Below are 20586 nucleotides of genomic sequence, written 5' to 3'. Positions count from 1 at the left end.
GCGCCCGGGCGAGGCCCGGACGCGGCCTTGACGGACCGGGGCGCGCCCCGGACGGGCCCTCAGTCCCCGCTGAGCCGGACCAGAGCTTCCTCGATCTTCGCCAGCCGCGCCGACTCGGTCTCGCGACGCTCGCGGTTCTCCTCGATGATCTCTTCCGGCGCCCGGGCCACGAAGTCGGCGTTGCCGAGCTTCGCGTCGATCTTCTTGATCTCGCCCTGCGCCTTGCCCTGCTCCTTCTTCAGGCGCGCGACCTCGGCCGCGAGGTCGACCACGCCTTCCAGCGGCAGCGCGGCGACGCTGCCGCGCACCAGGAGCTGGACCGAGTTCTTCGGTGGCGTCTCCGAGAAGGTGATCTCCGACAGCCGGGCGAGGCGCAGGAGCGTGTCGCGCCACGCCTCCACCCGCGCCCGGACCTCCGGCGCCGCGCCGACCATGACCAGCGGGATCTGCGCGCCGGCCGGGACATTGGTCTCGGACCGCGCCGAGCGGATCTGGCTGACGAGATCGACCACGAACCCGACCTCGGCTTCCGCGGCCGCGTCGGCGAGGCCGCCGAGGTCCGGCCAGGAGTCGAGGGTCAGCAGGCCGCGCTCCGGCAGGTCGGCGCCCTTGATCGCCCACAGCTCCTCCGTGAGGAACGGCATGAACGGGTGCAGCAGCTTGGCCACCTGATCGATCAGGAACGCCACGCTCGCCTGCGTCTCGGCCCGGATCGCGGGATCGACGCCCTCGCCCTGGAGCACCGGCTTGGCGAGCTCGAGATACCAGTCGCAGAAGATGTTCCAGACGAAGCGGTAGGCGGCCGCCGCCGCGTCGTTGAAGCGGAAGGCCTCGAGGGCGCCCGCGACCTCGTCGACCGCGCGGGCCGCCTCTGTGAGCGCCCAGCGGTTGATGGCGCCGGTGGCGGAGCGCGGGTCGAAGGCCGGATCCAGGCGGCAGCCGTTCAGCTCGGCGAAGCGGGCGGCGTTCCAGAGCTTGGTCGCGAAGTTGCGGTAGCTCTGGACCCGGTCGGTGGACAGCTTGATGTCGCGGCCCTGGACGGCCAGGGCGCAGAGAGTGAAGCGCAGGACGTCGGCGCCGACCTGATCGATCAGCTCCAGCGGGTCGACGACGTTGCCCTTCGACTTCGACATCTTCGCGCCCGACGCGTCCCGCACCAGGGTGTGCAGGTAGACCGTGTCGAAGGGCGCCCGGTCGGTCAGGTGCAGGCCCATCATCATCATCCGGGCGACCCAGAAGAACAGGATGTCCTTGCCGGTCACCAGGGTGTTGGTCGGGTAGTAGCGGGCGAGTTCCGGGGTCGTGTCGGGCCAGCCCAGCGTCGAGAACGGCCAGAGCGCCGAGGAGAACCACGTGTCGAGGACGTCCTCGTCGCGGGTGAGCGCGACCGGTCGGCCGTGCTGCGCGTCGGCCGCGGCCTGCGCCTCGGCCTCGCTCTCGGCGACGAAGATGCCGCCCTCGTCGTCGTACCAGACCGGGATCTGGTGCCCCCACCAGAGCTGGCGCGAGATGCACCACGGCTCGATGTTGGTGAGCCACTGGAAGAAGATCTTCTCGTAATTCTCCGGCACGAACTTGGTCTGCCCGTCGCGCACCGCCTGCAGGGCGCGCTCCGCGAGCGGCTTGACGTTCACGTACCACTGGTCGGTCAGGTACGGCTCGATGACCACGCCCGAGCGGTCGCCGTGCGGGACCGCGTGCGTGTTCGGCTCGATCGCGCGCAGGCGCCCGCGCGCCTCCATCAGCGCGACGACCTCCTTGCGGGCCTGCGCCCGGTCCAGGCCGTGGAGCGCCAGGGCCTCCGGCTCGGGCGCGACGCCGTCGAGGAAGTCGGCGTTGCCGGCGAGCAGCATCCGGCCCTCGGGGTCGAGGACGTTGATCAGGCCGAGCCCGTGGCGGCGTCCGACGTCGAAGTCGTTGAAGTCGTGGGCGGGCGTGATCTTGACCGCGCCCGTGCCCTTCTCGGGATCCGAGTAGGTGTCGGCCACGATCGGGATCAGCCGCCCGACCAGCGGCAGGCGCACGCGCTGGCCGACGAGCGCGGTGTAGCGCGCGTCCTCGGGGTGGACCGCGATGCCGGTATCGCCCAGCATCGTCTCGGGCCGCGTGGTCGCCACCGTGACGACGGCGCCGGTCTCGTTGCCGGCCTCGTCCACCACCGGGTAGTCGAAGTGCCAGAGGTGGCCCCGGGTCTCGATCTGCTGGACCTCCAGGTCCGAGATCGCGGTCTGGAACTTCGGGTCCCAGTTCACCAGCCGCTTGTCGCGGTAGATCAGGCCCTGCCGGTGGAGGTCGACGAAGGTCTTGAGGACGGCCCGGCTCAGGCCCTCGTCCATGGTGAAGCGCTCGCGCGACCAGTCGCACGAGGCGCCCAGCCGCTTCAGCTGGTTGACGATCGCGCCGCCGGATTCCGCCTTCCAGGCCCAGACCTTCTCGACGAAGGCCGCGCGGCCGATCTCGCGGCGGCCGGGCTCCTGACGCTCCATCATCCGCCGCTCGACCACCATCTGGGTGGCGATACCGGCGTGGTCCGTCCCCGGCTGCCAGAGCACGTCCTTGCCGCGCATGCGCTCGAAGCGGCAGAGGATGTCCTGCAGCGTGTTGTTGAGGGCGTGGCCCATGTGCAGCGAGCCCGTCACGTTCGGCGGCGGGATCACGATGCAGTACGGCGGGGCCCCGGCGCGCTCGGGCCGACCGGCACGGAAGGCGTCCGCATCGGCCCAGGCGGCGGAGATCCGCGCCTCGACGGAGGTGGGCTCGAAGGTCTTGTCCATCATCGCGGGTACGGGCCGGCGCTTGTCCAAACGGGGGGGTGCCCCGCTTTCGACCGTCACGCCGCTCCCGTCAACACGCGGACAGGCCCCCGCGGCCACCGCACCCCGGCCGCCGGCTCACCGGCCGCGCGAGACCCGCTCGATCTCGGCGCGCACGAGGCGCTCGACCACGGCCGGGAGGTTGTCGTCGAGCCACGACTTCAGCATCGGCCGGAGCATCTCCTTGACGAGATCCTCCAGGGTCCGGGCGTTCTGCGTCAGCACCGTATGGGCCAGCAGGTTGAACGCGCCGCTGACGCTGGCGTCGGTGGCGGGCGAGACCAGGGCCTCGGGCTCCGGCTCGGGCGCGCGGGCGGCCTGGAGCACGGGCTGCGGGGGCGGTGGGGGCGGCGGCTCCGGGACCGGTTCGGGCTCCGGTTCGGGCGCGGCCGTGACCGGGGCCTCGAAATCGATCGCGTCGAAGTCGAGCAGGTCGGGGGCCGGCTCGGGTTCCGGCTCCGGCTCGACGACGCGCGGACGCGTCACCGGCTCGGCGACCTCCGCGAGGTCGAGCACGTCGTCGGGTTCCGGCGCGGGCGCGGGGACGTCGGCCGGCTTGGCGGCCTGATCGTCGGCGATGATCCTCCGGATCGACGCGAGGATCTCTTCCATCGAAGGCTCGTGCGCCTTATCGGCAGCCTTGTCCTGGAATTTCGAGTCCGGGATCTTGGGGCTTGCTGCACTCATCGGCAGGCGCACTCGGGCATGGGAGACTGGAAAGCGACCCGAACGGATCGATGTTCAATCAGTATTCCATGCCGTTTCATGGCGGCAAGCGCGCCCGCAACACACTCCCCGTGGAAAAGCCGTCAGCGGCCGTCCGGCGTGCGCAGACCGAACCAGAGATCCTTGACCTGATCGTAGTGGACCTTGGCGCTGTAGTATTCGACCGGCAGCGCCGTGAAGCGCGCGGTCAACTGTCCGATCGCCTGGACCACCCCGTAGGAGAAGATCACCCGGTCGCGCTGGGCGACGATGAGGCTCACGCGGGAGTTCAGCAGTTCCTGCTGCGCGTTGAGCACGTCGAGGGTCGTGCGCTGGCCGACGCGCGCTTCCTCGCGCACGCCGTTCAGCGCCACCTCGTTGGCCTGGACCTGGGCCTGGGCGGCGATCACCTGCGCCTTGGCGGCCTCGAGGCGACCCCAGAAATCGACGATCTGGGCGCGGACCTGGTCGCGGATCTGATCGACCTGGATCCGGGCCTGGCCGACCGTCTCCTTGGCCTGCCGGATCTGCGCGTAGGTCTGGCCGCCCTCGTAGATCGGGATCGAGAGCCGGCCGCCGACGAAGCCCACGAAGAAGCTCTGATTCGGGCCGTTCTGGTCGTAGAGCTGGCTGAGCGAGCCCTGCAGGCTGAGCTGCGGCGCGAGCTGGCCCTCGAGGATCTTCACCTGGGCTTCGGACACATCGACGTTGTGGATGGCCGAGACAACCTGCGGATGTTCGCGCAGGCCGATGGCGATCGCCGAGTCGAGATTGCGGGGCACGAACCGGTCCAGCGGCCGACCCGGCGCGAGCTGGCGCGGTTCGACGCCGATATTCTGCCGGTAGACGCCGATGCTCGTGCGCAGGGTGGATTCGGCGGCGCTGACCTGAGAGCGCGCGCCGGCCAGCCGGGCCTCGGCCTGCGCGACGTCGGTCCGGGTCACCTCGCCGACGTTGAACCGGTCACGGGTCTGGCGGAGCTGCTCCTCCAGGACCTCGACGTTGTTCCGGTTCAGCTCGAGCGTCGCCGTGTTGCTGAGCACGTTCATGTACGCCTGGACGGCGTTGTAGAGGACGGTCAGCTCGGTGAAGCGCAGGGTTTCGCGCTGGCTGTAGACCTGCGACTCGGCGCGGCGGACCGTGTTGTCGGTCTGGAAGCCGTTGAAGATCGTCTGCGTGACGTTCAGGCTGGCGGAGCTCGGCAGGTACGTCGTGCGCGTTGTCCGGCTCGAGGTGATGACCTGGCTCGCGATGTCGGCCGTCGCGCCCGAGGACAGACCACCGGCGCCCGTCGCGGCCCCGGTCGCGCTGGTGCCGGTGGTTCCGACGCCCGTGGTCGCGACACCGGTCGTCCCGACACCCGTGGTCGCGACACCGGTGGTGCCGACGCCCGTCGTCGTTCCGGCGCCGGTACCCGCCGTCCCGAGGGAGGAGGCGGCGCTGGTTCCGGTCGTGCCGGCGGAGGCGACGGTGCTCGAGGAGCGCGTCTGCAGGTACTGGACGCCGATGGAGCCGTTGACGGTCACGGTCGGCCGGTAGCCGGACTGCGCGATCGCCACGCCCTCGTCGATGGCGCGCACCCCCGCGCGGCCGGCATTCAGGGTTGGATTGCCCTGATAGGCCTTCGACAGAGCGCTCTCCAGGGTCTCGGCGGACGCCGGCATGGCAGCCAGCATCGCCAGTCCGGACACCATCCCGGCCAGGCGGAATGTCGAGCAACTCGCTGGTGGACGTCGTGTCACGATGAACAAGCCCTTGCGGTCTCTTTCGGTCCGGATGTCCGAGACGAAAACGGCCAAGGTACGGCGTTTCGCTCGTCTCCGATCAAGCCCGCCCCACCGTCACGCTTAGCGCAAACCGGACGCTTTGGCTCGCCTCGACGCGGGCTCGGCGGCGGAATGTGCGGCGTTGGGGCTTTAAGGTGACACACCCCGCATACTCAGCGCGGCGCGCAGGCGTATTGAGTTGTCTAGTTTCATAATACGCTCCCCACAGAGACTATTGCCGACTTGCCGGGACGTGAGAATTCAGAGCTGGCGGATCGCCTCCGGCAGGGGAGAGCGAACCCGACAGCGACTTCCCGACTCCCCGGCGGCGCCGATCCTCACCTAGTACCGGTCCATCCCGCCGCCGCCGGCGTCGGGCTCCAGATCCAGCGGTCCCTCGGGAGCCGACTCGGGCTCGGGCGCGCGCCGGGCGCGCGCCGGCGGGCGCGGCTTGGGGACCGACCCGGTCATCGCGGCCGAGGGCTTCGGCTTCGATGCCGCGCTCGGGGGAGACGGCCTCTCGCGGGAGCCGGCAGGACCGGGTGGTCCGGCCGGGCCAGCCGGGCCCATAGGCCCGGCTTCGCCACGCGGGCCCGTCTCGCCGCGCGGTCCGGCCGGTCCGGCGAGCCCGGGCGCCTGCGGCCCCTGCTGGCCGCACTCGCCGACCACGATGCTGCGGGTCTGCTTCGGTGTCCGGAGCGTCGCGATGCAGGTGGCCGGATGGTAGACGACGCGGAACTCGAAATAGCCGCGGCTGTCGGTCCGGTGCGGGAACTGGCCGTCGAGCGTGATCTCCACCCCCGGATCGTCGGCGTAGCCGATGATCCAGAGATCGCCGCCGGTGATCTTGGCGGCCTCGATGCGCATGTCCCCGGCGTGAGCCGGCACAGCGCAGGCGGCCGAAAGGGCCAGCATCGAACACAGCGCCCAGCGCTCGCGCCCCAGGCGCTTGGCAGATCTCATGGCAGGTCACACAGTCTTTTCGACGGTCAGAATGCCATAGCCCGCAAACTAAGCAATAAATTGCGGAGAAAGTTGGATGTGGAAAAACGCGGCCGGTCGACCGCCGTAATCCGAAATGGGTATTCGAAGGGCGCGCGGCGGGGCCTGTAGCGTGGCCCGGGCGGGACCGGATCGGGCGTGCGTGGACCGGGCCGGCTCGAGGCGTGGTGCGCGTCGATACGCCGGCCGGCGCCTCGCGAGCGCACCGGGTCCGCAGTCGGACACGGGGTGGAGGGTTCAGCCGTGGACGACAACGACCCGCCCTGGGACACGGACCCACTCTGGTACGACCGGACGGAGTCGGTGACGCCGCCGGGGGCCATCCTCGAGGCCCTCGCTTGGCTGTTCCTGCTGGCGATCGCCGGCTGCGCGGCGCTGGTGTGGCTCTACGGGATGCCCGACCGGCTGTGGCGCGCGGCGGCGCGCCGCCTCATGCGCCGCAATCCGGCGGATGCCGAGCGCTTCTGAGCGCGGGCCCGGCCTCTCCGCGTGCCGGCCCCGGTTCAGGCCGCGGCGACGCGCGTGCCGAGAAGGGTGGCTTCCAGAGCCTCAACCGGCATCGGGCGGCCGAGATGGTAGCCCTGCAGGAACGGGCAGCCCATCGCCTGCAGGATGTTGAGGTCCTCGGCCGACTCGACACCCTCCGCCACGACGTCGAGGCCGAGCAGACGGCCGAGGCCGAGGACGGCGAGGACGAGACCGCGCTTGTCGTCGCTCGCACCGAGGCCGGTGACGAAGCTCCGGTCGATCTTGATCCGGTCCGCTTTGAGCTGCCGCAGCGAGGAGAGCGACGAGTAGCCGATCCCGAAATCGTCGAGGGCGACCCGGATGCCGGCGCGGGACAGCGCCTGCAGCTTTCCCTGCACGGCGCCGATGTCGAGGGCCGTCTCCTCGGTGATCTCGATCTCCAGCATGGTGGGCGGCAGGCCGAGGAGGCCCAGGCGCTCGATAACGATCTCGTCGACCGGAACCTGCGCCATCTCCCGGGGTGAGACGTTCATCGCTACGCGCACGCCGCCCAGGCCGCGGCGATGCAGGATCTCCAGCATCGCGCAGACCTGCTCGAGGATGTATCGGAGCAGCGATTCGGTCAGGCCGGCCATCGCGGCGGCGGCGATCAGGTCCGGGGGTGCGATCCAGCCGAGCCGCGGGTGCTGCCAGCGGATCAGGGCTTCCAGACCGACCAGGGTCCGGCCGTCGGCCGCGTAGATCGGCTGGAACCAGACCTTCGGTGCGTTCTCGACCAGGGCCTGGGAGAGGTCGCGCTCCAGGTCCCGCCGCATCTGAAGCCCTTCGCGCAGGCCCGAATCGAACACCCGGTAGCGGTTCCGCCCGGCGGCCTTCGCGGCGTACAGCGCCTCGTCGGCGCAGCTCAGCATCTCGGTCAGGCTGGGTTCCGCGCTGGCGTGGACGCCGATGCTGACCCCGAGGCGGCCCGCGTCGAAGCCGTCGAACGGCTGCGACACCGCGGTGATCAGATTCGCCGCCATGACGTCGTCGGGCACGCCCGATGTCACGGGATCGTACAGCACGGCGAACTCGTCGCCGCCCAGCCGGGCCGCGAGCCCGTTCTCCGGGAGCGCGTCCTTCAGCCGGCGCGCCACCTCGACGAGGACCCGATCCCCCGCCTTGTGGCCGTAGACGTCGTTGACGAACTTGAACCCGTCGAGGTCGAGCATCAGCAGGCTGAGATGACCGGTGCGCGGTCGGTTCTCCGTGGCCTGGAGGAAGCCCGCGCGGTTCAGCAGACCGGTGAGGTCGTCGTGCGTGGCGCGCCACCGCATCTCGTCGACGAGGGCGCTGGCGCTGGCATGGGCCTCGGCGCGGGACCGGGCGAGGGCGTGGGCCTCGTTCTTGAGCCGGCTCGCCTCGCGAAACACCGCCTCGCTCCGGAACGCCGTGTGGGTCAGGGCGAGGAAGTAGAGCAGGACGCAGGCCGCGAGGCAGTTCCGGTCGAAGTCGCCGGCATAGGCGAGGCAGGCGACGACGGACAGCAGCGGCAGGGCGATGAAGGCGAGGGGAATGCGCGCGTACGCGATGCCGTGCGTCACCGCCCCCGCGGTCACGCCGCAGGTGATCGTGAGATAGAACAGGGTCTCGGCGGTGGTGTAACCGTCGCATAGGAGCGGCTGACCGGCCCAGACCAGTCCGGAGAGGAACGCCGCGACCGTGCAGGTGCGCAGGTGCCGGTCGACGGAGCGCGCGGCGGCCGTGGCCAGGCTCGGCGTCACGTCGGCGGTCAGCGCGAGGCCGAGGCAGGGGATACGGCAGAGCGCGATTCGCAGGAGATTGACACTGGTCGAGGCCGCGAACCAGACGGCGCCGACGGTGCCGTGTCCACTCCGGTAGGCGACCAGGACGCTCGCGAGGCCGAGCAGCATGTTGACCGGGATCGCCGCCAGCACGCTCCCGCGCATGGCTTCCAGCTGGTCCCGCCGGATCAGCGCGTTCCACCTCGGATCCGCAGGATGGAGAGAATCACCGGAGCCGGGTGAACCCGGCTCGGATCTCTCCTGCTCCCAAACGATCATCGCATGTCCACTCGAAGGTGAGGGACTCATGGCACCGAATCGTAAGATATCGTTGAACGATCAATGCTCGCCGCGCACGATCCCGCGCTTTTCGCGCGCCGCGCGGGCAGGGACGACGGGTCGCAAGGCATTCCGGCCGCGCCCGCGCGCACCATATCGGGGCCCGGGCCGCTGCCGGGCCCCGGATCGTCCATGGCCCTGACCCGCGACCTGCTCGATATCCGGACGATCTATCACGAGCCCGCCGTCGGCGACTTCCCGCTGGGCCGGGACATCCTGGCGCGCTTCCCCGACGCCGCGCGCATCGTCGTGCCGTCGCACTGGAACATCCCGGAACTCCACGGCAATGCGGGCTCGGTGGAGGATTGGGTGCGGATCAAGCGCTCGACGCTGGTCCTCGGCGTGAAGAAGGGCCTCGCCATGCGCCCCAACGGCCGCAGCGCCCACTTCATCGCGCCCTCGACCTCCAACGGCTGCGCGATGGCCTGCGCCTACTGCTACGTGCCGCGCCGCAAGGGCTTCTCCAACCCGATCTCGCTGTTCGTGAACGTCGAGCAGGCCTGCGCGGCGATCGCCCGGCATGCCGGGCGCCAGGGGCGCCTGCCGGAGCCGGATTCGATCGACCCGGAGCACTGGGTCTACGATATCGGCGAGAACAGCGACCTCTCGGTGGACGCCGCGGTGAGCGACGGTGCGCGCGCTCTGGTCGCGCTGTTCCGCACCCTGCCCAACGCCAAGGCCTCCTTCGCCACCAAGGCCGTCAACCGCGACCTCCTCGCCTACGATCCGCAGGGCAAGACGCGCATCCGCTTCTCGCTCATGCCGGCGCGGATCGCCCGGATCGTCGACGTGCGCACCGCCCCGATCGCCGAGCGGATCGCCGCCATCGACGAGTTCGTGGCCGCCGGCTACGAGGTCCACGCCAATTTCTCGCCCGTGATCCTCTACGAGGGCTGGGAGGCAGACTGGCGGGCGCTGTTCGCCGAGATCGACGCGACGCTGTCCGACGCCGCCAAGGCGCAGCTCAAGTGCGAGATCATCATGCTGACCCACAACGCGGATCTCCATGCGGTCAATCTCGGCTGGCACCCGAAGGCCGAGGACCTGCTCTGGCGGCCGGACATCCAGGAGGCCAAGGTCTCGGAGGGCGGGGGCGCCAACCTGCGCTATCGGTCCGGCTGGAAGGGCCGGTGGCTCGCCCGGTTCAAGGCCCTGCTCGCCGAGACGATGCCCTACTGCACGGTGCGCTACGCGTTCTGAGCGCGGAGGGCTGAACTTCCGGCCACCCGCGGCGTTGGCGCGCCAGCGCAGGAGAGCTCAGCCATGCCGACGCACGAGGACCATATCCGCGAGGCGGTCGACCTCGCCGCGGCGAATGTCGAGGCGGGCGGCGCCCCCTACGGCGCGGTGATCGTGCGGGACGGTGCCGTCCTGGTCCGCGCCGCCAACACCGTGCACGCGACCAACGATCCGAGCGCCCACGCCGAGATGGTGGCGCTGCGCGAGGCCAGCCGGGTGCTCGGCCGCCGCGACCTCGGTGACTGCGTGATGTACGCGAGCGGCCGCCCGTGCCCGATGTGCCACGCAGCGATGCGGCTCGCCGGCTTCCGGGAGGGCTATTTCGCCTACTCGGCCGAGGAGGCCGAGACATACGGCGCCGGCAGCGCGACGATCTACGCCGAGCTCTGCCAGCCCCTCGACGCGCAGCCCATGCGGTTCACGCAGCTCCGGCCGCCGGGCGATTCGCCCTACCCGGCGTGGAAGGCGCGCCGCGAGGCCTGACGCGGCGGCGACGGCCTCAATGGGTCCAGGGGGCGGTGCGGTTGAATTTGAAATTGTCCGAATACGACAGGCCCTTGCGCTGAACGGGCTTGGCCGGCTGCTCGACGCGGAACGCGATCCCCTCGCGCTTCGCGTAGGCCACGGCCTCCTCCTCGGTGTCGAATTCCAGGCGCACCTGCTGGAGCATGTCCGAGGATCCGTTCCACCCCATCAGCGGATCGATCTCGCGCGGGCTGGTCCGGTCGAACTCCAGGATCCACTGCTTGGTCCGGGCGAGGCCCGACTGCGTGGCATCCCGAGACGGACGGAAGATGCGGGCGCTCGGCATCTGACTCGACAAGCTCCTGATCGAATGGTCGGGGCGATAGGATTCGAACCTACGACCCCCTGGTCCCAAACCAGGTGCGCTACCAGACTGCGCCACACCCCGACTGCCACACGGCCTCAATGCCGTAGCGGTTCCGCCGTTCCCCCGCAAGGCGCGGCGCGGGCCGGCCCTGCCGGGAGCCGCTGTCCGCGCGAACGGCGCGGCCCGCCGAACTTGTCAGACAAATTCCGCGGCGTTAGCGTCCGTGGGGGGCGAGGGCCGGCCCTCCCCGCCGTCGAACCGGCGCCTGCCATCACTGGGGGGTGGAGGATGGTGCGCTCGGATCGCCGTGCCGGGCGGCTCCGGTCCTCGTCGCCGCGGCGCTGGACCGTGCCGGCGCGGCGGGCCTTGCCGGTCCGCGTCGAAACGGTGACGATCGCCGCGAGTGACAGGGATTTGCCCGTGTGGACACCGAGCCCGCGCTACCCCGACCCGGCGGTCGAGATCCTCGACGCCGCCTTCGCCCGCTACCGGGTGTTCAACGCGGCCGTCGAGCGGCTGGCAACCGGCTTCCGCTGGTGCGAGGGGCCGGTCTGGTTCGGCGACGGGCGCTACCTGCTCTGGAGCGACATCCCGAACGACCGCATCCTGCGCTGGGACGAGGAGAGCGGGGCGATCGGCCTCTACCGGAGGCCGTCGGGCTTCGCCAACGGCAACACCCGCGACCGGCAGGGTCGGCTCGTCACCTGCGAGCACGGGGGGCGTCGGGTCACCCGGACCGAGCATGACGGCGCGATCACCGTCCTGGCGGACACGTTCGAGGGCCGCCGGCTCAACTCCCCCAACGACGTGGTGACCGCCGCCGACGGCGCGGTCTGGTTCACCGATCCCCCCTTCGGCATCGGCGGCTTCTACGAGGGCGTGCGCGCCGAGCCCGAACTGCCGCAGAACGTCTACCGGCTCGACCCGGTCACCGGCGCGCTCGAGGCCGTGGCCACCGACCTCGCAGGCCCCAACGGCCTGTGCTTCTCGCCCGACGGCCGCGTGCTCTATCTCGTGGAATCGCGCGGGCAGCCGACTCGGCGGATCGTCGCCTACGACGTGGTTGCCGGCCGCGTGCTCCGGGACCGGCGGGTCCTGATCGATGCCGGGCCGGGCACGCCGGACGGTCTGCGCTGCGACGTCGACGGCAATCTCTGGTGCGGGTGGGGCATGGGCGACGACGCCCTGGACGGCGTCATGGTGTTCAACCCCGACGGCCGGCCGATCGGCCGCATCCGCCTGCCGGAGCGCTGCGCCAACCTCTGCTTCGGCGGCCGACACCGCAACCGCCTGTTCATGGCGGCGAGCCAGTCGCTCTACGCCGTCCACGTCGACGTCCAGGGCTGCGCGGGCGGATGAGGCCGGGATGCCCGGCGCATGGTGCGCCGCCGGCGTCGTGCTTGACCGGAGCGGCGCGCCGACCCACTTCCCGTCCGCCGGGGGCATTGCGGGACACCAGCCGATGATCGAACTCCACTACTGGCCGACGCCGAACGGCCATAAGGTCACGATGTTTCTCGAAGAAGCGGGCGTTCCCTACCGCATTCATCCTGTCAATATTGGCAAGGGTGAGCAGTTCAACCCGGATTTCCTCAAGATCGCGCCCAACAACCGGATGCCGGCGATCGTGGACGACGAGCCGGCGGGCGGCGGCGCGCCGGTCACGCTGTTCGAGTCGGGGGCGATCCTGCTCTACCTCGCCGAGAAGACGGGGCGCTTCATCCCGAGCGACCCGCGCGGCCGGGCCGAGGTGCTGCAGTGGCTGTTCTGGCAGATGGGCGGCCTCGGCCCGATGCTCGGTCAGAACCACCACTTCTCGCAGTACGCGCCGGAGAAGATCGACTACGCGATCAAGCGCTACGTCAACGAGACCAACCGCCTCTACGGCGTCCTCGACCGGCGGCTGGCCGACCGCGCCTACGTCGCGGGGCCGGACTACTCCATCGCCGACATGGCCTGCTATCCCTGGATCGTGCCGTGGGAGAAGCAGGGGCAGGATCTCGACGAACACCCGCACCTGAAGCGCTGGTTCACGGCGATCGCCGAGCGGCCCGCCACCAAGGCGGCCTATGCCCGCGCCCCGGAGGTCAATCCCGACTACGGCAAGACCATGAGCGAGGACGCCAAGAAGGTGATGTTCGGCCAGACCGCCTCCAATACCAAGCGCTGACCGGACCATGACCGAGAGCCTGCCCGCCCTGCCGCTGGAGGTGATCCACCGCGGCTGGAACACCTTCGGCATCGCCACGCTGACGCTTCAGGATGGCAGCACCGTGCGGCGGGCGCTGGAGGATCACGGGCAGGCGACCTGCGTGCTGCCCTACGATCCCGAGCGGCGCGTGGCGCTGCTCGTCCGGCAGGCCCGGGTCGGGCCCGCCTTCTGGGGCGAGTCCGCCGAGTTCGACGAGGCTCCGGCGGGCGGCCTCGACGGGGACGCGCCCGAGGCGACGGCGATCCGCGAGGCGATGGAGGAGGCCGGCGTCCGGCTCACCCGGCTGGAGCCGGTCGCCCACGCCTACAGCATGCCGAGCGTGTCCTCCGAGCGCCTCTGGCTCTACCTCGCGCCCTACGGTGCGGCCGACCGGGTCGGCCCCGGCGGCGGCCTGCACGCGGAGGGCGAGCAGGTGCTGGTGATGGAGGTGCCGCTGGCCGCTCTGGCGGATCAGGCCCGGGCCGGACGCCTGCCCGACCTCAAGACCCTGGTCCTCGTCCAGGCCCTGATGCTCCGAAGCCCCGAGCTGTTCGCCGCATGACCCTCTCGCCCACCGCACCCGCGCCGGATGTCCTCGCGGCGATGCTCGCCTTCGCCGAGGAGGCGGCCCCGCTGGCCCTCGCCCTGCGGGCGGGCGGCCTCGCGATGAGCAACAAGGGTCCGGATCTCGGCCAGGCCCTGACCGAGGCCGACCTCGCCGTCAGCCGGCTGATGCACGCGCGGCTGGGCCCCGACCTGATCGAGGAGGAGACCGCCGAGGATCTCGGACAGGCGTCGGCCCGGGCGCTGCTCGCCCGCGACGCCTGGACCTTCGTGGGCGACCCGATCGACGGGACCCGGCCTTTCGCGGGCGGCCTGTCGGGCTGGGGCGTGATGGTGGCGGCCTGCCGCGGTGGCTGGCCCCGCGCCTGCGTCATGAGCCTGCCGGCCTGGAACGAAGACCGCTCCGCACCGGCCGGGAGCGTGCCGGCGGAGGCCACGGAGGGTCTGCTGCTGGCGGCGAGCGAGGGCCGCGCCTACTGGGCCCCGACCCGCGGCGGCCGCATGACGGCGGCGCTGCGCCCGCTCGAGCGCCCGGAGCGCCGGACCGGCCATGTCGGCTGGCTGTCGGTCACGGCGCAGCGCTACACCTTGGATTACGGCCGCGGCTGGTTCCCCTGGAGCGAGGGCGGAGCGATCTCGGACGCCGCGCTCCTGGCCACCGGGCGCCTCGACGCGACCCTGAGCAACAACCGATTGTGGGACCTGGGCCCGATCCTCCCGCTGTTCGAGGCGCTGGGCTTCCGCCTGTTCCACTGGCCCGACCTCGGGGATCCGCCGGCGGCCTTCGTGGACCTGTTCGACGCCGAGCTGTCGGCCCACGACGATCTCTGGCTGGTGTGCCGGGACCGCGCGCAGGCCGCCGATCTGGCGACGGCCATCCGCCGTGCCTAGGACAGCGTGGGGGATGGCCGTCGATCGGGCGGTCCCGGATCGCGGGACGGTCCGGGCCCGGTCTCAGAGCGTCGCGATCAGCGACCGGATCCGTGCCTGCGATGCCTTGAGCCCATCCTCCGCCTGGGCCCTCGCAGCATCCAGCTTCGCCAGCTCGTCCTCCTGGGCACCCATGCGGGTGAGGTAGCGCCGCGCCAGCTCGCTGTCCTTCGGAACGGCGCCGAGATTGCTGCGGATGCGCTCCTGCTCCGCCTGAACCTTCGCCACGCGCTCGCCGATCTCCTCGACGGTCCGGGTCGCCGCGGCGACCTCGGCGCGGGCCTGGGAGAGGGTCTTGAGCTTGCCGCCCAGCTCCGGGTCGGTCGCCAGGGAGGCCCACCGGACGAGCAGCGCCGCGTCGGCGTCGACGAAATCGTAGAAGTCGATCCGGACGCGCTCGAGCACGGCCCGGGTCTCGGCCGTCCCGCCGGCCGGAACCGCGACCTTGAGGCGATAGGCCGTGGGGGTCTCGCTGTCGCGGGCGGACGCGGTGAGGGTCCAGCCATCCCGTCGGGGATGCTCGATGATGACCGAGCGGGCGGCGTCCGGCGCGCCCTTGATCGTGTAGGTCGTGACCTCCCGGGCGATCACCGTCGCGCGCGCCACGCCGTCGACCACCGTGATCTTGGTCAGGGCCTCGCTCGGCGCGGTCTCCGCCTGGACGGCGACCTTGCGGTCCAGGGCGAAGCTGGCGAGCCGCTGCTCGCCGACGGGCGTCGCGGGCAGGCGGGCGTCTCCCAGGTAGCCGGCCCTGCGGTCGTAGAGGGTGATGAGGCCCGCCGGAAGGGTCGCGCCGGAGCTGTTGCGGATCCGGAGGGCCGCGATCGGATGGACCCCCTGGCCCGGCTTCCAGAGGGCGACCCGCTCGGCCTCGATCTCGGTGTCGAGGAACGGCACCGACAGCGTGCCGCCGGCGCGCAGATCGACCGGATGCGGCAGCGTGAAGTTCGCCGCGACATCCCCCTCGCTGGCGGCGGCGCCCACGGTGGCGGCCGCGGCGTCGTAGCTCGGTTCCGCGGCCTCCATGCGGCTGTCGTGGGTGTCCATCCGCGCCATCGGTGCCGGAAGCGGCGCGGCGGCGGCGGCCGGGGCGCGCAGGCGCGCGACCGACTTCGGCGCGACCGTGCCCGGGTCGAGGTCCGGCATGCCGACATCCTCGATCATCACCGGCGCCTCCGGTCTCTTGCGCCAGTAGCGCCGGTGCAGGCGCTGGAGGAGCGCCACCGGCGACCCCGACGAGAGCGTGACGTCGACGCCCGTCCAGTCGGTGCCGAGGGCATTCTCGATGATGGCCCAGGCCTGAAGGTTCGCGCGTCCGCCGCCGCCGTCCACGATGCGGTAGCTCGTCTTCCAGACGGGCGCGGCGACGACGTAGGTCAACCGGACCTCGCGCTGGCCACGCCCCGCGACGTCGACCTCGACCCGGTGGGCGTCGCCGGCCTTGGCCTTGCCGGCCGCCGCGACCGCCTCGGCGATCTTGGCCGCCACGGCCGGGTCTTGGATCGTCACGGAGGCGCCGTCCTCGATCGGCACGGATTCGAGCGTGCCCGCCCCGGTCAGCACGGTCAGGATCGCGACCTCGCCGGTCTCGGTCCCGGCATTCCGCTCGGACACGCCGAGCACTCGCCCCTCGAGCGCGCGCCCGCCGCTCTGCACCCGGACCGGGACGCCCTGCAGCTTGCCCACGAGACGTGCCGGCGCGGACAGGTCGTCCGCGGTGAACGGCATCGTCCGCAGGGTCTCGTCCGCCTGATCCACCCCGTCCAGACGCAGGGCGCCGACGGTCCCGACGGGATCGCGCACGACGAGGCTCTTGAGGATGTCGTCGATCTGCTCGGGCCGGACGCTGAGCCCGATCGTCGCGTCGCCGTCCACCGGATGGAGCTGGGTGACCTCGGCGAGGCCGCCGCTCGACAGGGTGACGGCGCGGATCCCCCCCGGGGACGCCGCCATCAGGGGCGGCGCGGCCGCGATCATGCACAGCAGAACACCGGCCCACACGACATGAGACGTCACCAAATCGTCTGCCTCCCGTTCGAGCGCCGTTCGCCGCGGCATGCGCGGACGTAATGGCGGGTTCGGGCCGCCGGCCGCGATCCGGCAGCGCGAGCGCCTCGCCTGAGCCGCCCGGGGCGGTGGATCGCCTCGGGCCGCGATGGCGCGACGCCAGGATTCTCCGTCGCGTCGGCCCTGTCCAGTCGACTAGCTCATCGCTCGCTCACACCGCCGGCCCGACCCCGGGCGCTAAAAAAAAGGGGCGGCGCGCCGTCGCGTGGCGCGCCGCCCCGGCCGTGGGCCTCAGGAGCGATCAGTTCAGCGTCGCGTTGACCGGCCGGCGCTCGGCCCCGACCGTCACGTCGCCGATCATGAGGCCCATCGGGCCGAGCCGGACCGGCACCGTCTCGCCGTCGTGGACCTTGCCGGAGAGCACCAGCTCGGCCAGCGGATCCTGGACGTTCTTCTGAATCACCCGCTTGAGCGGCCGCGCCCCGTAGGCCGGGTCGTAGCCCTTGTCGGCGAGCCAGTTCTTGGCCTCCTCGTCGACCTCCAGGGTGATCTTGCGATCGTCCAGCAGCTTCTGCAGGCGCCCGAGCTGGATCTCGACGATCGCGCCCATCTCCGACCGCGCGAGGCGATGGAACAGGATGATCTCGTCGACCCGGTTCAGGAATTCCGGCCGGAAGTGACCCCGGACCACGCCCATCACCTCCTCGCGGACCGCGTCGGTGTCCTGGCCCGCGGGCTGGTTCACCAAGTACTCGGCCCCGAGATTCGAGGTCATGATCAAGAGCGTGTTGCGGAAGTCGACCGTCCGCCCCTGGCCGTCGGTGAGCCGCCCGTCGTCGAGAACCTGCAGCAGGACGTTGAACACGTCCGGATGCGCCTTCTCGACCTCGTCGAACAGCACGACCTGGTAGGGCCGCCGCCGCACGGCTTCGGTGAGGGCGCCGCCCTCCTCGTAGCCGACATAGCCCGGAGGCGCGCCGATCAGCCGGGCGACCGCGTGCTTCTCCATGTACTCGGACATGTCGATGCGCACGAGCGCCGTGTCGTCGTCGAACAGGAAGCCGGCGAGGGCCTTGGTCAGCTCGGTCTTGCCGACGCCGGTCGGGCCCAGGAACATGAACGAGCCGATCGGCCGGTTCGGATCCTGCAGCCCGGCGCGGGCACGGCGGACCGCGGTCGAGACCGCCTCCACCGCCTCGCGCTGGCCGACGACGCGCTTGGCGAGCGCGTCCTCCATGGCCAGCAGCTTCTCGCGCTCGCCCTCCAGCATCTTGTCCACCGGCACGCCGGTCCAGCGGGAGACGACGCCCGCGACGTGGGCGGGCGTCACCGCCTCCTCCATCATCGCGTCGCGGCCGTTCTCGGCCTTCGCCTCGATCTCGGCGAGCTGCTTCTCGAGGCCCGGGATGACCCCGTAGGCGAGCTCGCCCGCGCGCTGGTACTGGCCCTGGCGCTGGGCCGCGGCGAGGTCGTTGCGGGCCTCGTCGAGCTTCTTCTTGAGGCCGGCCGCCGTCCCGAGCTTGTCCTTCTCGGCCTTCCAGCGGGCGGTGATCGCCGCCGAGCGCTCCTCCAGGTCGCCGAGTTCCTTCTCCAGCCGGACCAGACGGTCGCGGGAGGCGGAATCGGTCTCCTTCTTGAGCGCCTCGCCCTCGATCTTCAGCCGGACGATCTCGCGGTCGATGTTGTCGAGCTCCTCGGGCTTCGAATCGACCTGCATGCGCAGGCGCGAGCCGGCCTCGTCGACGAGGTCGATCGCCTTGTCGGGCAGGAAGCGGTCGGTGATGTAGCGGTTCGAGAGCGTCGCGGCCGCGACCAGGGCGGAATCCTGGATGCGCACGCCGTGGTGCTGCTCGTACTTTTCCTTGAGGCCGCGCAGGATCGAGACCGTGTCCTCCACGGTCGGCTCCGACACGAAGACCGGCTGGAAGCGCCGGGCGAGCGCCGCGTCCTTCTCGACGTGCTTGCGGTACTCGTCGAGTGTGGTCGCGCCGACGCAGTGCAGCTCGCCGCGGGCGAGCGCGGGCTTCAGCAGGTTCGAGGCGTCCATGGCCCCGTCCGCCTTCCCGGCGCCGACCAGCGTGTGCATCTCGTCGATGAACAGGATGATGCCGCCCTCGGCCGCTGTGACCTCGGAGAGCACGCCCTTCAGCCGCTCCTCGAACTCGCCACGGTACTTCGCACCGGCGATCAGCGCGCCCATGTCGAGGGCGAGCAGGCTCTTGTCCCGCAGGGACTCGGGCACGTCGCCGTTGACGATGCGCAGGGCCAGACCCTCGACGATCGCGGTCTTGCCGACGCCGGGCTCGCCGATGAGGACCGGGTTGTTCTTGGTGCGCCGGGACAGGACCTGGATGGTCCGCCGGATCTCCTCGTCGCGGCCGATGACCGGGTCGAGCTTGCCGTCCCGGGCGGCCTCGGTGAGGTCGCGGGCATACTTCTTCAGCGCGTCGTAGGCGTTCTCGGCCGAGGCGTTGTCGGCGGTGCGGCCCTTGCGCAGCGCGTTGATCGCGGCGTTGAGCGAGGCCGGGGTGACGCCCGCCGCCTGGAGCGCGCGGCCGGCCTCGGAATCTTTCTCGACGGCGAGGGCAAGGAGCAGCCGCTCCACCGTCACGTAGGAATCGCCCGCCTTCTCTGCGGCCTTCTCGGCGGTGTCGAACAGGCGCATCAGCTCGCGCGTCGCCTGCGGGGCGGACGCGTTGCCGGACACCTTCGGCTGCTTGGCGAGCCACTGCTCGGTCTGAGCGAGCGCCACCCGGGACTGGCCGCCCGCGCGGTCGATCAGGCCGGCGCAGAGGCCCTCCGGATCGTCGAGCAGCACCTTGAGCAGGTGGCCCGGCTGAAGCTGGGGATGTCCCTCGCGCATCGCGAGGTTCTGAGCCGCCTGCACGAAGCCGCGCGCGCGCTCGGTGTACTTTTCGAAGTTCATGCACAACCCTCCCGTACCGGCATCCGCCGCCCGATGAGAGGCGCGGCGCCACCGAAACGTCGCCCTCCGGCTATCCGCCGCGCGAGGGCCCCGGCGCCTTCGATGGCCGCCGGTAGACCCGATGTGGTGTTGCAATTGAGCACCACAAGGGGCGGCGAAGCCCTTGCGCGCCGGATCATTTCAGGGCCACGCTCCGCGCATGACCGCATTGATTCATGTCAGCGCCCTGTATCGCTATCCGGTGAAGGGCCTGAGCCCCGAACCGGTCGACCGGGCGGAGCTCGAGACCAGCGGCTACTTCCCGGGCGACCGGCTCTACGCCATCGAGAACGGGCCCTCGGGCTTCAACGCGGTCGCGCCCCGCCACCAGCCCAAGACCAAGTACCTGATGCTCATGCGCGACGAGGCGCTCGCCCGCCTGCGCACCCGCTACGACGATGCCACGGCGACGCTGACCGTCGAGGGGCACGGCGAACCGCAGGCCTTCCGGCTCGACACCGAGGCGGGCCGCGAGGGGCTCGCGGAGCTGATGCGGCGCTACGTCCCCGAGAGCCTCCGGGGCGAGCCGAAGGTCCTCGCCGCGCCGCCGCAGTACCGATTCACCGACTCCCCGACCGGCTACGTGTCGCTGATCAACCGGGCGAGCGTGGCCGCGGTCGAAGATTACCTCGGCGCGCCCGTCGATCCCCTGCGCTTCCGCGGCAACCTGCTGGTCGAGGGGCTTGCCCCCTTCGCCGAGCTGGAGATGGTCGGGCAGGTGGTCGAGGCGCCGAGCGGGCTGCGCCTCAAGATCACCAAGCGGACCGTGCGCTGCGCGGCGACCAACGTCGACCCGGTGAGCGGCATCCGCGACGGCGACATTCCCTGGACCCTCGACGCGCGGCTCGGCCACCGCGACCTCGGCGTCTACGCGGAGGTGATCGCCGGCGGGGCGCTGGCGAGGGGCGACGCGCTGCGCGTGGTGGGGTGACGCGCGACGGGTGATCCCAGCGCTGCCGTCGTTGCGAGCGCAGCGAAGCA

16 protein-coding genes and 1 tRNA gene are annotated in these 20586 nt (G+C 71.2%); 8 read left to right on the top strand and 9 right to left on the bottom strand.

Going from position 1 to position 20586, the window contains the following annotated elements; translation table 11 throughout:
- Nucleotides 1-59: 59 nt before the first annotated feature.
- From MMR14E_RS03490 to MMR14E_RS03475, 4 genes are all read right to left on the bottom strand, one after another.
- Nucleotides 60-2777, bottom strand: coding sequence for a valine--tRNA ligase (locus MMR14E_RS03490; RefSeq protein ID WP_331312831.1), 2718 nt, complete (start codon nucleotides 2775-2777; stop codon nucleotides 60-62).
- Between the two features lie 114 nt (nucleotides 2778-2891).
- A complete protein-coding gene (locus MMR14E_RS03485; RefSeq protein WP_331312830.1) occupies nucleotides 2892-3425 on the bottom strand; it encodes a DUF2497 domain-containing protein in 534 nt (177 codons plus the stop codon).
- 197 nt (nucleotides 3426-3622) lie between these two features.
- Nucleotides 3623-5212 (bottom strand): TolC family outer membrane protein, encoded by a 1590-nt coding sequence (locus tag MMR14E_RS03480; protein WP_331312829.1) that lies wholly within the window; start codon nucleotides 5210-5212, stop codon nucleotides 3623-3625.
- Nucleotides 5213-5626: 414 nt separating this feature from the next.
- The gene (locus MMR14E_RS03475) at nucleotides 5627-6199 is read right to left on the bottom strand and encodes a collagen-like protein (RefSeq protein ID WP_331312828.1); all 573 of its coding nucleotides are present in this window, start codon (nucleotides 6197-6199) and stop codon (nucleotides 5627-5629) included.
- Nucleotides 6200-6529: 330 nt separating this feature from the next.
- On the opposite strand from MMR14E_RS03475, the gene MMR14E_RS03470 reads away from it, so the two are divergent.
- The gene (locus tag MMR14E_RS03470) at nucleotides 6530-6754 is read left to right on the top strand and encodes a hypothetical protein (protein ID WP_331312827.1); all 225 of its coding nucleotides are present in this window, start codon (nucleotides 6530-6532) and stop codon (nucleotides 6752-6754) included.
- Between the two features lie 35 nt (nucleotides 6755-6789).
- Here MMR14E_RS03470 and MMR14E_RS03465 read toward each other — a convergent pair whose 3' ends face one another.
- Nucleotides 6790-8703 (bottom strand): putative bifunctional diguanylate cyclase/phosphodiesterase, encoded by a 1914-nt coding sequence (locus MMR14E_RS03465; protein WP_331312826.1) that lies wholly within the window; start codon nucleotides 8701-8703, stop codon nucleotides 6790-6792.
- A 306-nt stretch (nucleotides 8704-9009) separates the two neighbouring features.
- On the opposite strand from MMR14E_RS03465, the gene MMR14E_RS03460 reads away from it, so the two are divergent.
- Together MMR14E_RS03460 and MMR14E_RS03455 are read left to right on the top strand one after the other, a co-directional pair.
- Nucleotides 9010-10077, top strand: coding sequence for a spore photoproduct lyase family protein (locus tag MMR14E_RS03460; RefSeq protein WP_331312825.1), 1068 nt, complete (start codon nucleotides 9010-9012; stop codon nucleotides 10075-10077).
- A gap of 63 nt (nucleotides 10078-10140) precedes the next feature.
- A complete protein-coding gene (locus tag MMR14E_RS03455) occupies nucleotides 10141-10599 on the top strand; it encodes a nucleoside deaminase (RefSeq protein ID WP_331312824.1) in 459 nt (152 codons plus the stop codon).
- A 16-nt stretch (nucleotides 10600-10615) separates the two neighbouring features.
- Here the strand turns inward: MMR14E_RS03455 and MMR14E_RS03450 are convergent, their stop codons facing one another.
- Together MMR14E_RS03450 and MMR14E_RS03445 are read right to left on the bottom strand one after the other, a co-directional pair.
- The gene (locus MMR14E_RS03450) at nucleotides 10616-10927 is read right to left on the bottom strand and encodes an ETC complex I subunit (protein ID WP_331293510.1); all 312 of its coding nucleotides are present in this window, start codon (nucleotides 10925-10927) and stop codon (nucleotides 10616-10618) included.
- A 25-nt stretch (nucleotides 10928-10952) separates the two neighbouring features.
- Nucleotides 10953-11029, bottom strand: a tRNA-Pro gene (locus tag MMR14E_RS03445).
- Nucleotides 11030-11368: 339 nt separating this feature from the next.
- Here MMR14E_RS03445 and MMR14E_RS03440 point away from each other — a divergent pair.
- The 4 genes from MMR14E_RS03440 to MMR14E_RS03425 all read left to right on the top strand — a co-directional run bounded on the left by MMR14E_RS03440 (nucleotide 11369) and on the right by MMR14E_RS03425 (nucleotide 14594).
- Nucleotides 11369-12307: an SMP-30/gluconolactonase/LRE family protein gene (locus tag MMR14E_RS03440; RefSeq protein ID WP_331312823.1), complete on the top strand. Its 939-nt coding sequence runs from the start codon at nucleotides 11369-11371 to the stop codon at nucleotides 12305-12307.
- A gap of 103 nt (nucleotides 12308-12410) precedes the next feature.
- Nucleotides 12411-13118 (top strand): glutathione S-transferase N-terminal domain-containing protein, encoded by a 708-nt coding sequence (locus tag MMR14E_RS03435; RefSeq protein WP_331312822.1) that lies wholly within the window; start codon nucleotides 12411-12413, stop codon nucleotides 13116-13118.
- A gap of 7 nt (nucleotides 13119-13125) precedes the next feature.
- Nucleotides 13126-13701 (top strand): NUDIX hydrolase, encoded by a 576-nt coding sequence (locus tag MMR14E_RS03430; protein ID WP_331312821.1) that lies wholly within the window; start codon nucleotides 13126-13128, stop codon nucleotides 13699-13701.
- Nucleotides 13698-14594: an inositol monophosphatase family protein gene (locus MMR14E_RS03425; protein ID WP_331312820.1), complete on the top strand. Its 897-nt coding sequence runs from the start codon at nucleotides 13698-13700 to the stop codon at nucleotides 14592-14594. Before MMR14E_RS03430 ends, MMR14E_RS03425 begins: the two co-directional genes overlap by 4 nt.
- Before the next feature lie 63 nt (nucleotides 14595-14657).
- On the opposite strand, the gene MMR14E_RS03420 is transcribed toward MMR14E_RS03425, so the two are convergent.
- Nucleotides 14658-16649 (bottom strand): DUF4139 domain-containing protein, encoded by a 1992-nt coding sequence (locus MMR14E_RS03420; protein ID WP_331312819.1) that lies wholly within the window; start codon nucleotides 16647-16649, stop codon nucleotides 14658-14660.
- A 292-nt stretch (nucleotides 16650-16941) separates the two neighbouring features.
- Entirely contained in the window at nucleotides 16942-19566 is a 2625-nt protein-coding gene (clpB, locus tag MMR14E_RS03415; RefSeq protein ID WP_331312818.1) for an ATP-dependent chaperone ClpB, read from the bottom strand.
- A gap of 199 nt (nucleotides 19567-19765) precedes the next feature.
- Here clpB and MMR14E_RS03410 point away from each other — a divergent pair, with 199 nt between their 5' ends.
- A complete protein-coding gene (locus tag MMR14E_RS03410; protein WP_331312817.1) occupies nucleotides 19766-20536 on the top strand; it encodes an MOSC domain-containing protein in 771 nt (256 codons plus the stop codon).
- The last annotated feature ends 50 nt before the right edge of the window (nucleotides 20537-20586 follow it).

The organism is Methylobacterium mesophilicum, assembly GCF_036441335.1.
Classification (GTDB): Bacteria; Pseudomonadota; Alphaproteobacteria; order Rhizobiales; family Beijerinckiaceae; genus Methylobacterium; species Methylobacterium mesophilicum_B.
Note: the sequence above shows the minus strand (reverse complement) of the source record. Positions and strands in the feature narration are given on the sequence as shown.

Coding starts and splice junctions, on each gene's coding strand:
- MMR14E_RS03475 (WP_331312828.1), bottom strand. CDS start 6,199: ATGCTGGCCCTTTCGGCCGCCTGCGCTGTGCCGGCTCACGCCGGGGAC.
- MMR14E_RS03425 (WP_331312820.1), top strand. CDS start 13,698: ATGACCCTCTCGCCCACCGCACCCGCGCCGGATGTCCTCGCGGCGATG.
- clpB (WP_331312818.1), bottom strand. CDS start 19,566: ATGAACTTCGAAAAGTACACCGAGCGCGCGCGCGGCTTCGTGCAGGCG.
- MMR14E_RS03480 (WP_331312829.1), bottom strand. CDS start 5,212: ATGGTGTCCGGACTGGCGATGCTGGCTGCCATGCCGGCGTCCGCCGAG.
- MMR14E_RS03490 (WP_331312831.1), bottom strand. CDS start 2,777: ATGATGGACAAGACCTTCGAGCCCACCTCCGTCGAGGCGCGGATCTCC.
- MMR14E_RS03430 (WP_331312821.1), top strand. CDS start 13,126: ATGACCGAGAGCCTGCCCGCCCTGCCGCTGGAGGTGATCCACCGCGGC.
- MMR14E_RS03435 (WP_331312822.1), top strand. CDS start 12,411: ATGATCGAACTCCACTACTGGCCGACGCCGAACGGCCATAAGGTCACG.
- MMR14E_RS03485 (WP_331312830.1), bottom strand. CDS start 3,425: ATGGAAGAGATCCTCGCGTCGATCCGGAGGATCATCGCCGACGATCAG.
- MMR14E_RS03410 (WP_331312817.1), top strand. CDS start 19,766: ATGACCGCATTGATTCATGTCAGCGCCCTGTATCGCTATCCGGTGAAG.
- MMR14E_RS03460 (WP_331312825.1), top strand. CDS start 9,010: ATGGCCCTGACCCGCGACCTGCTCGATATCCGGACGATCTATCACGAG.
- MMR14E_RS03455 (WP_331312824.1), top strand. CDS start 10,141: ATGCCGACGCACGAGGACCATATCCGCGAGGCGGTCGACCTCGCCGCG.
- MMR14E_RS03450 (WP_331293510.1), bottom strand. CDS start 10,927: ATGCCGAGCGCCCGCATCTTCCGTCCGTCTCGGGATGCCACGCAGTCG.
- MMR14E_RS03465 (WP_331312826.1), bottom strand. CDS start 8,703: ATGCGCGGGAGCGTGCTGGCGGCGATCCCGGTCAACATGCTGCTCGGC.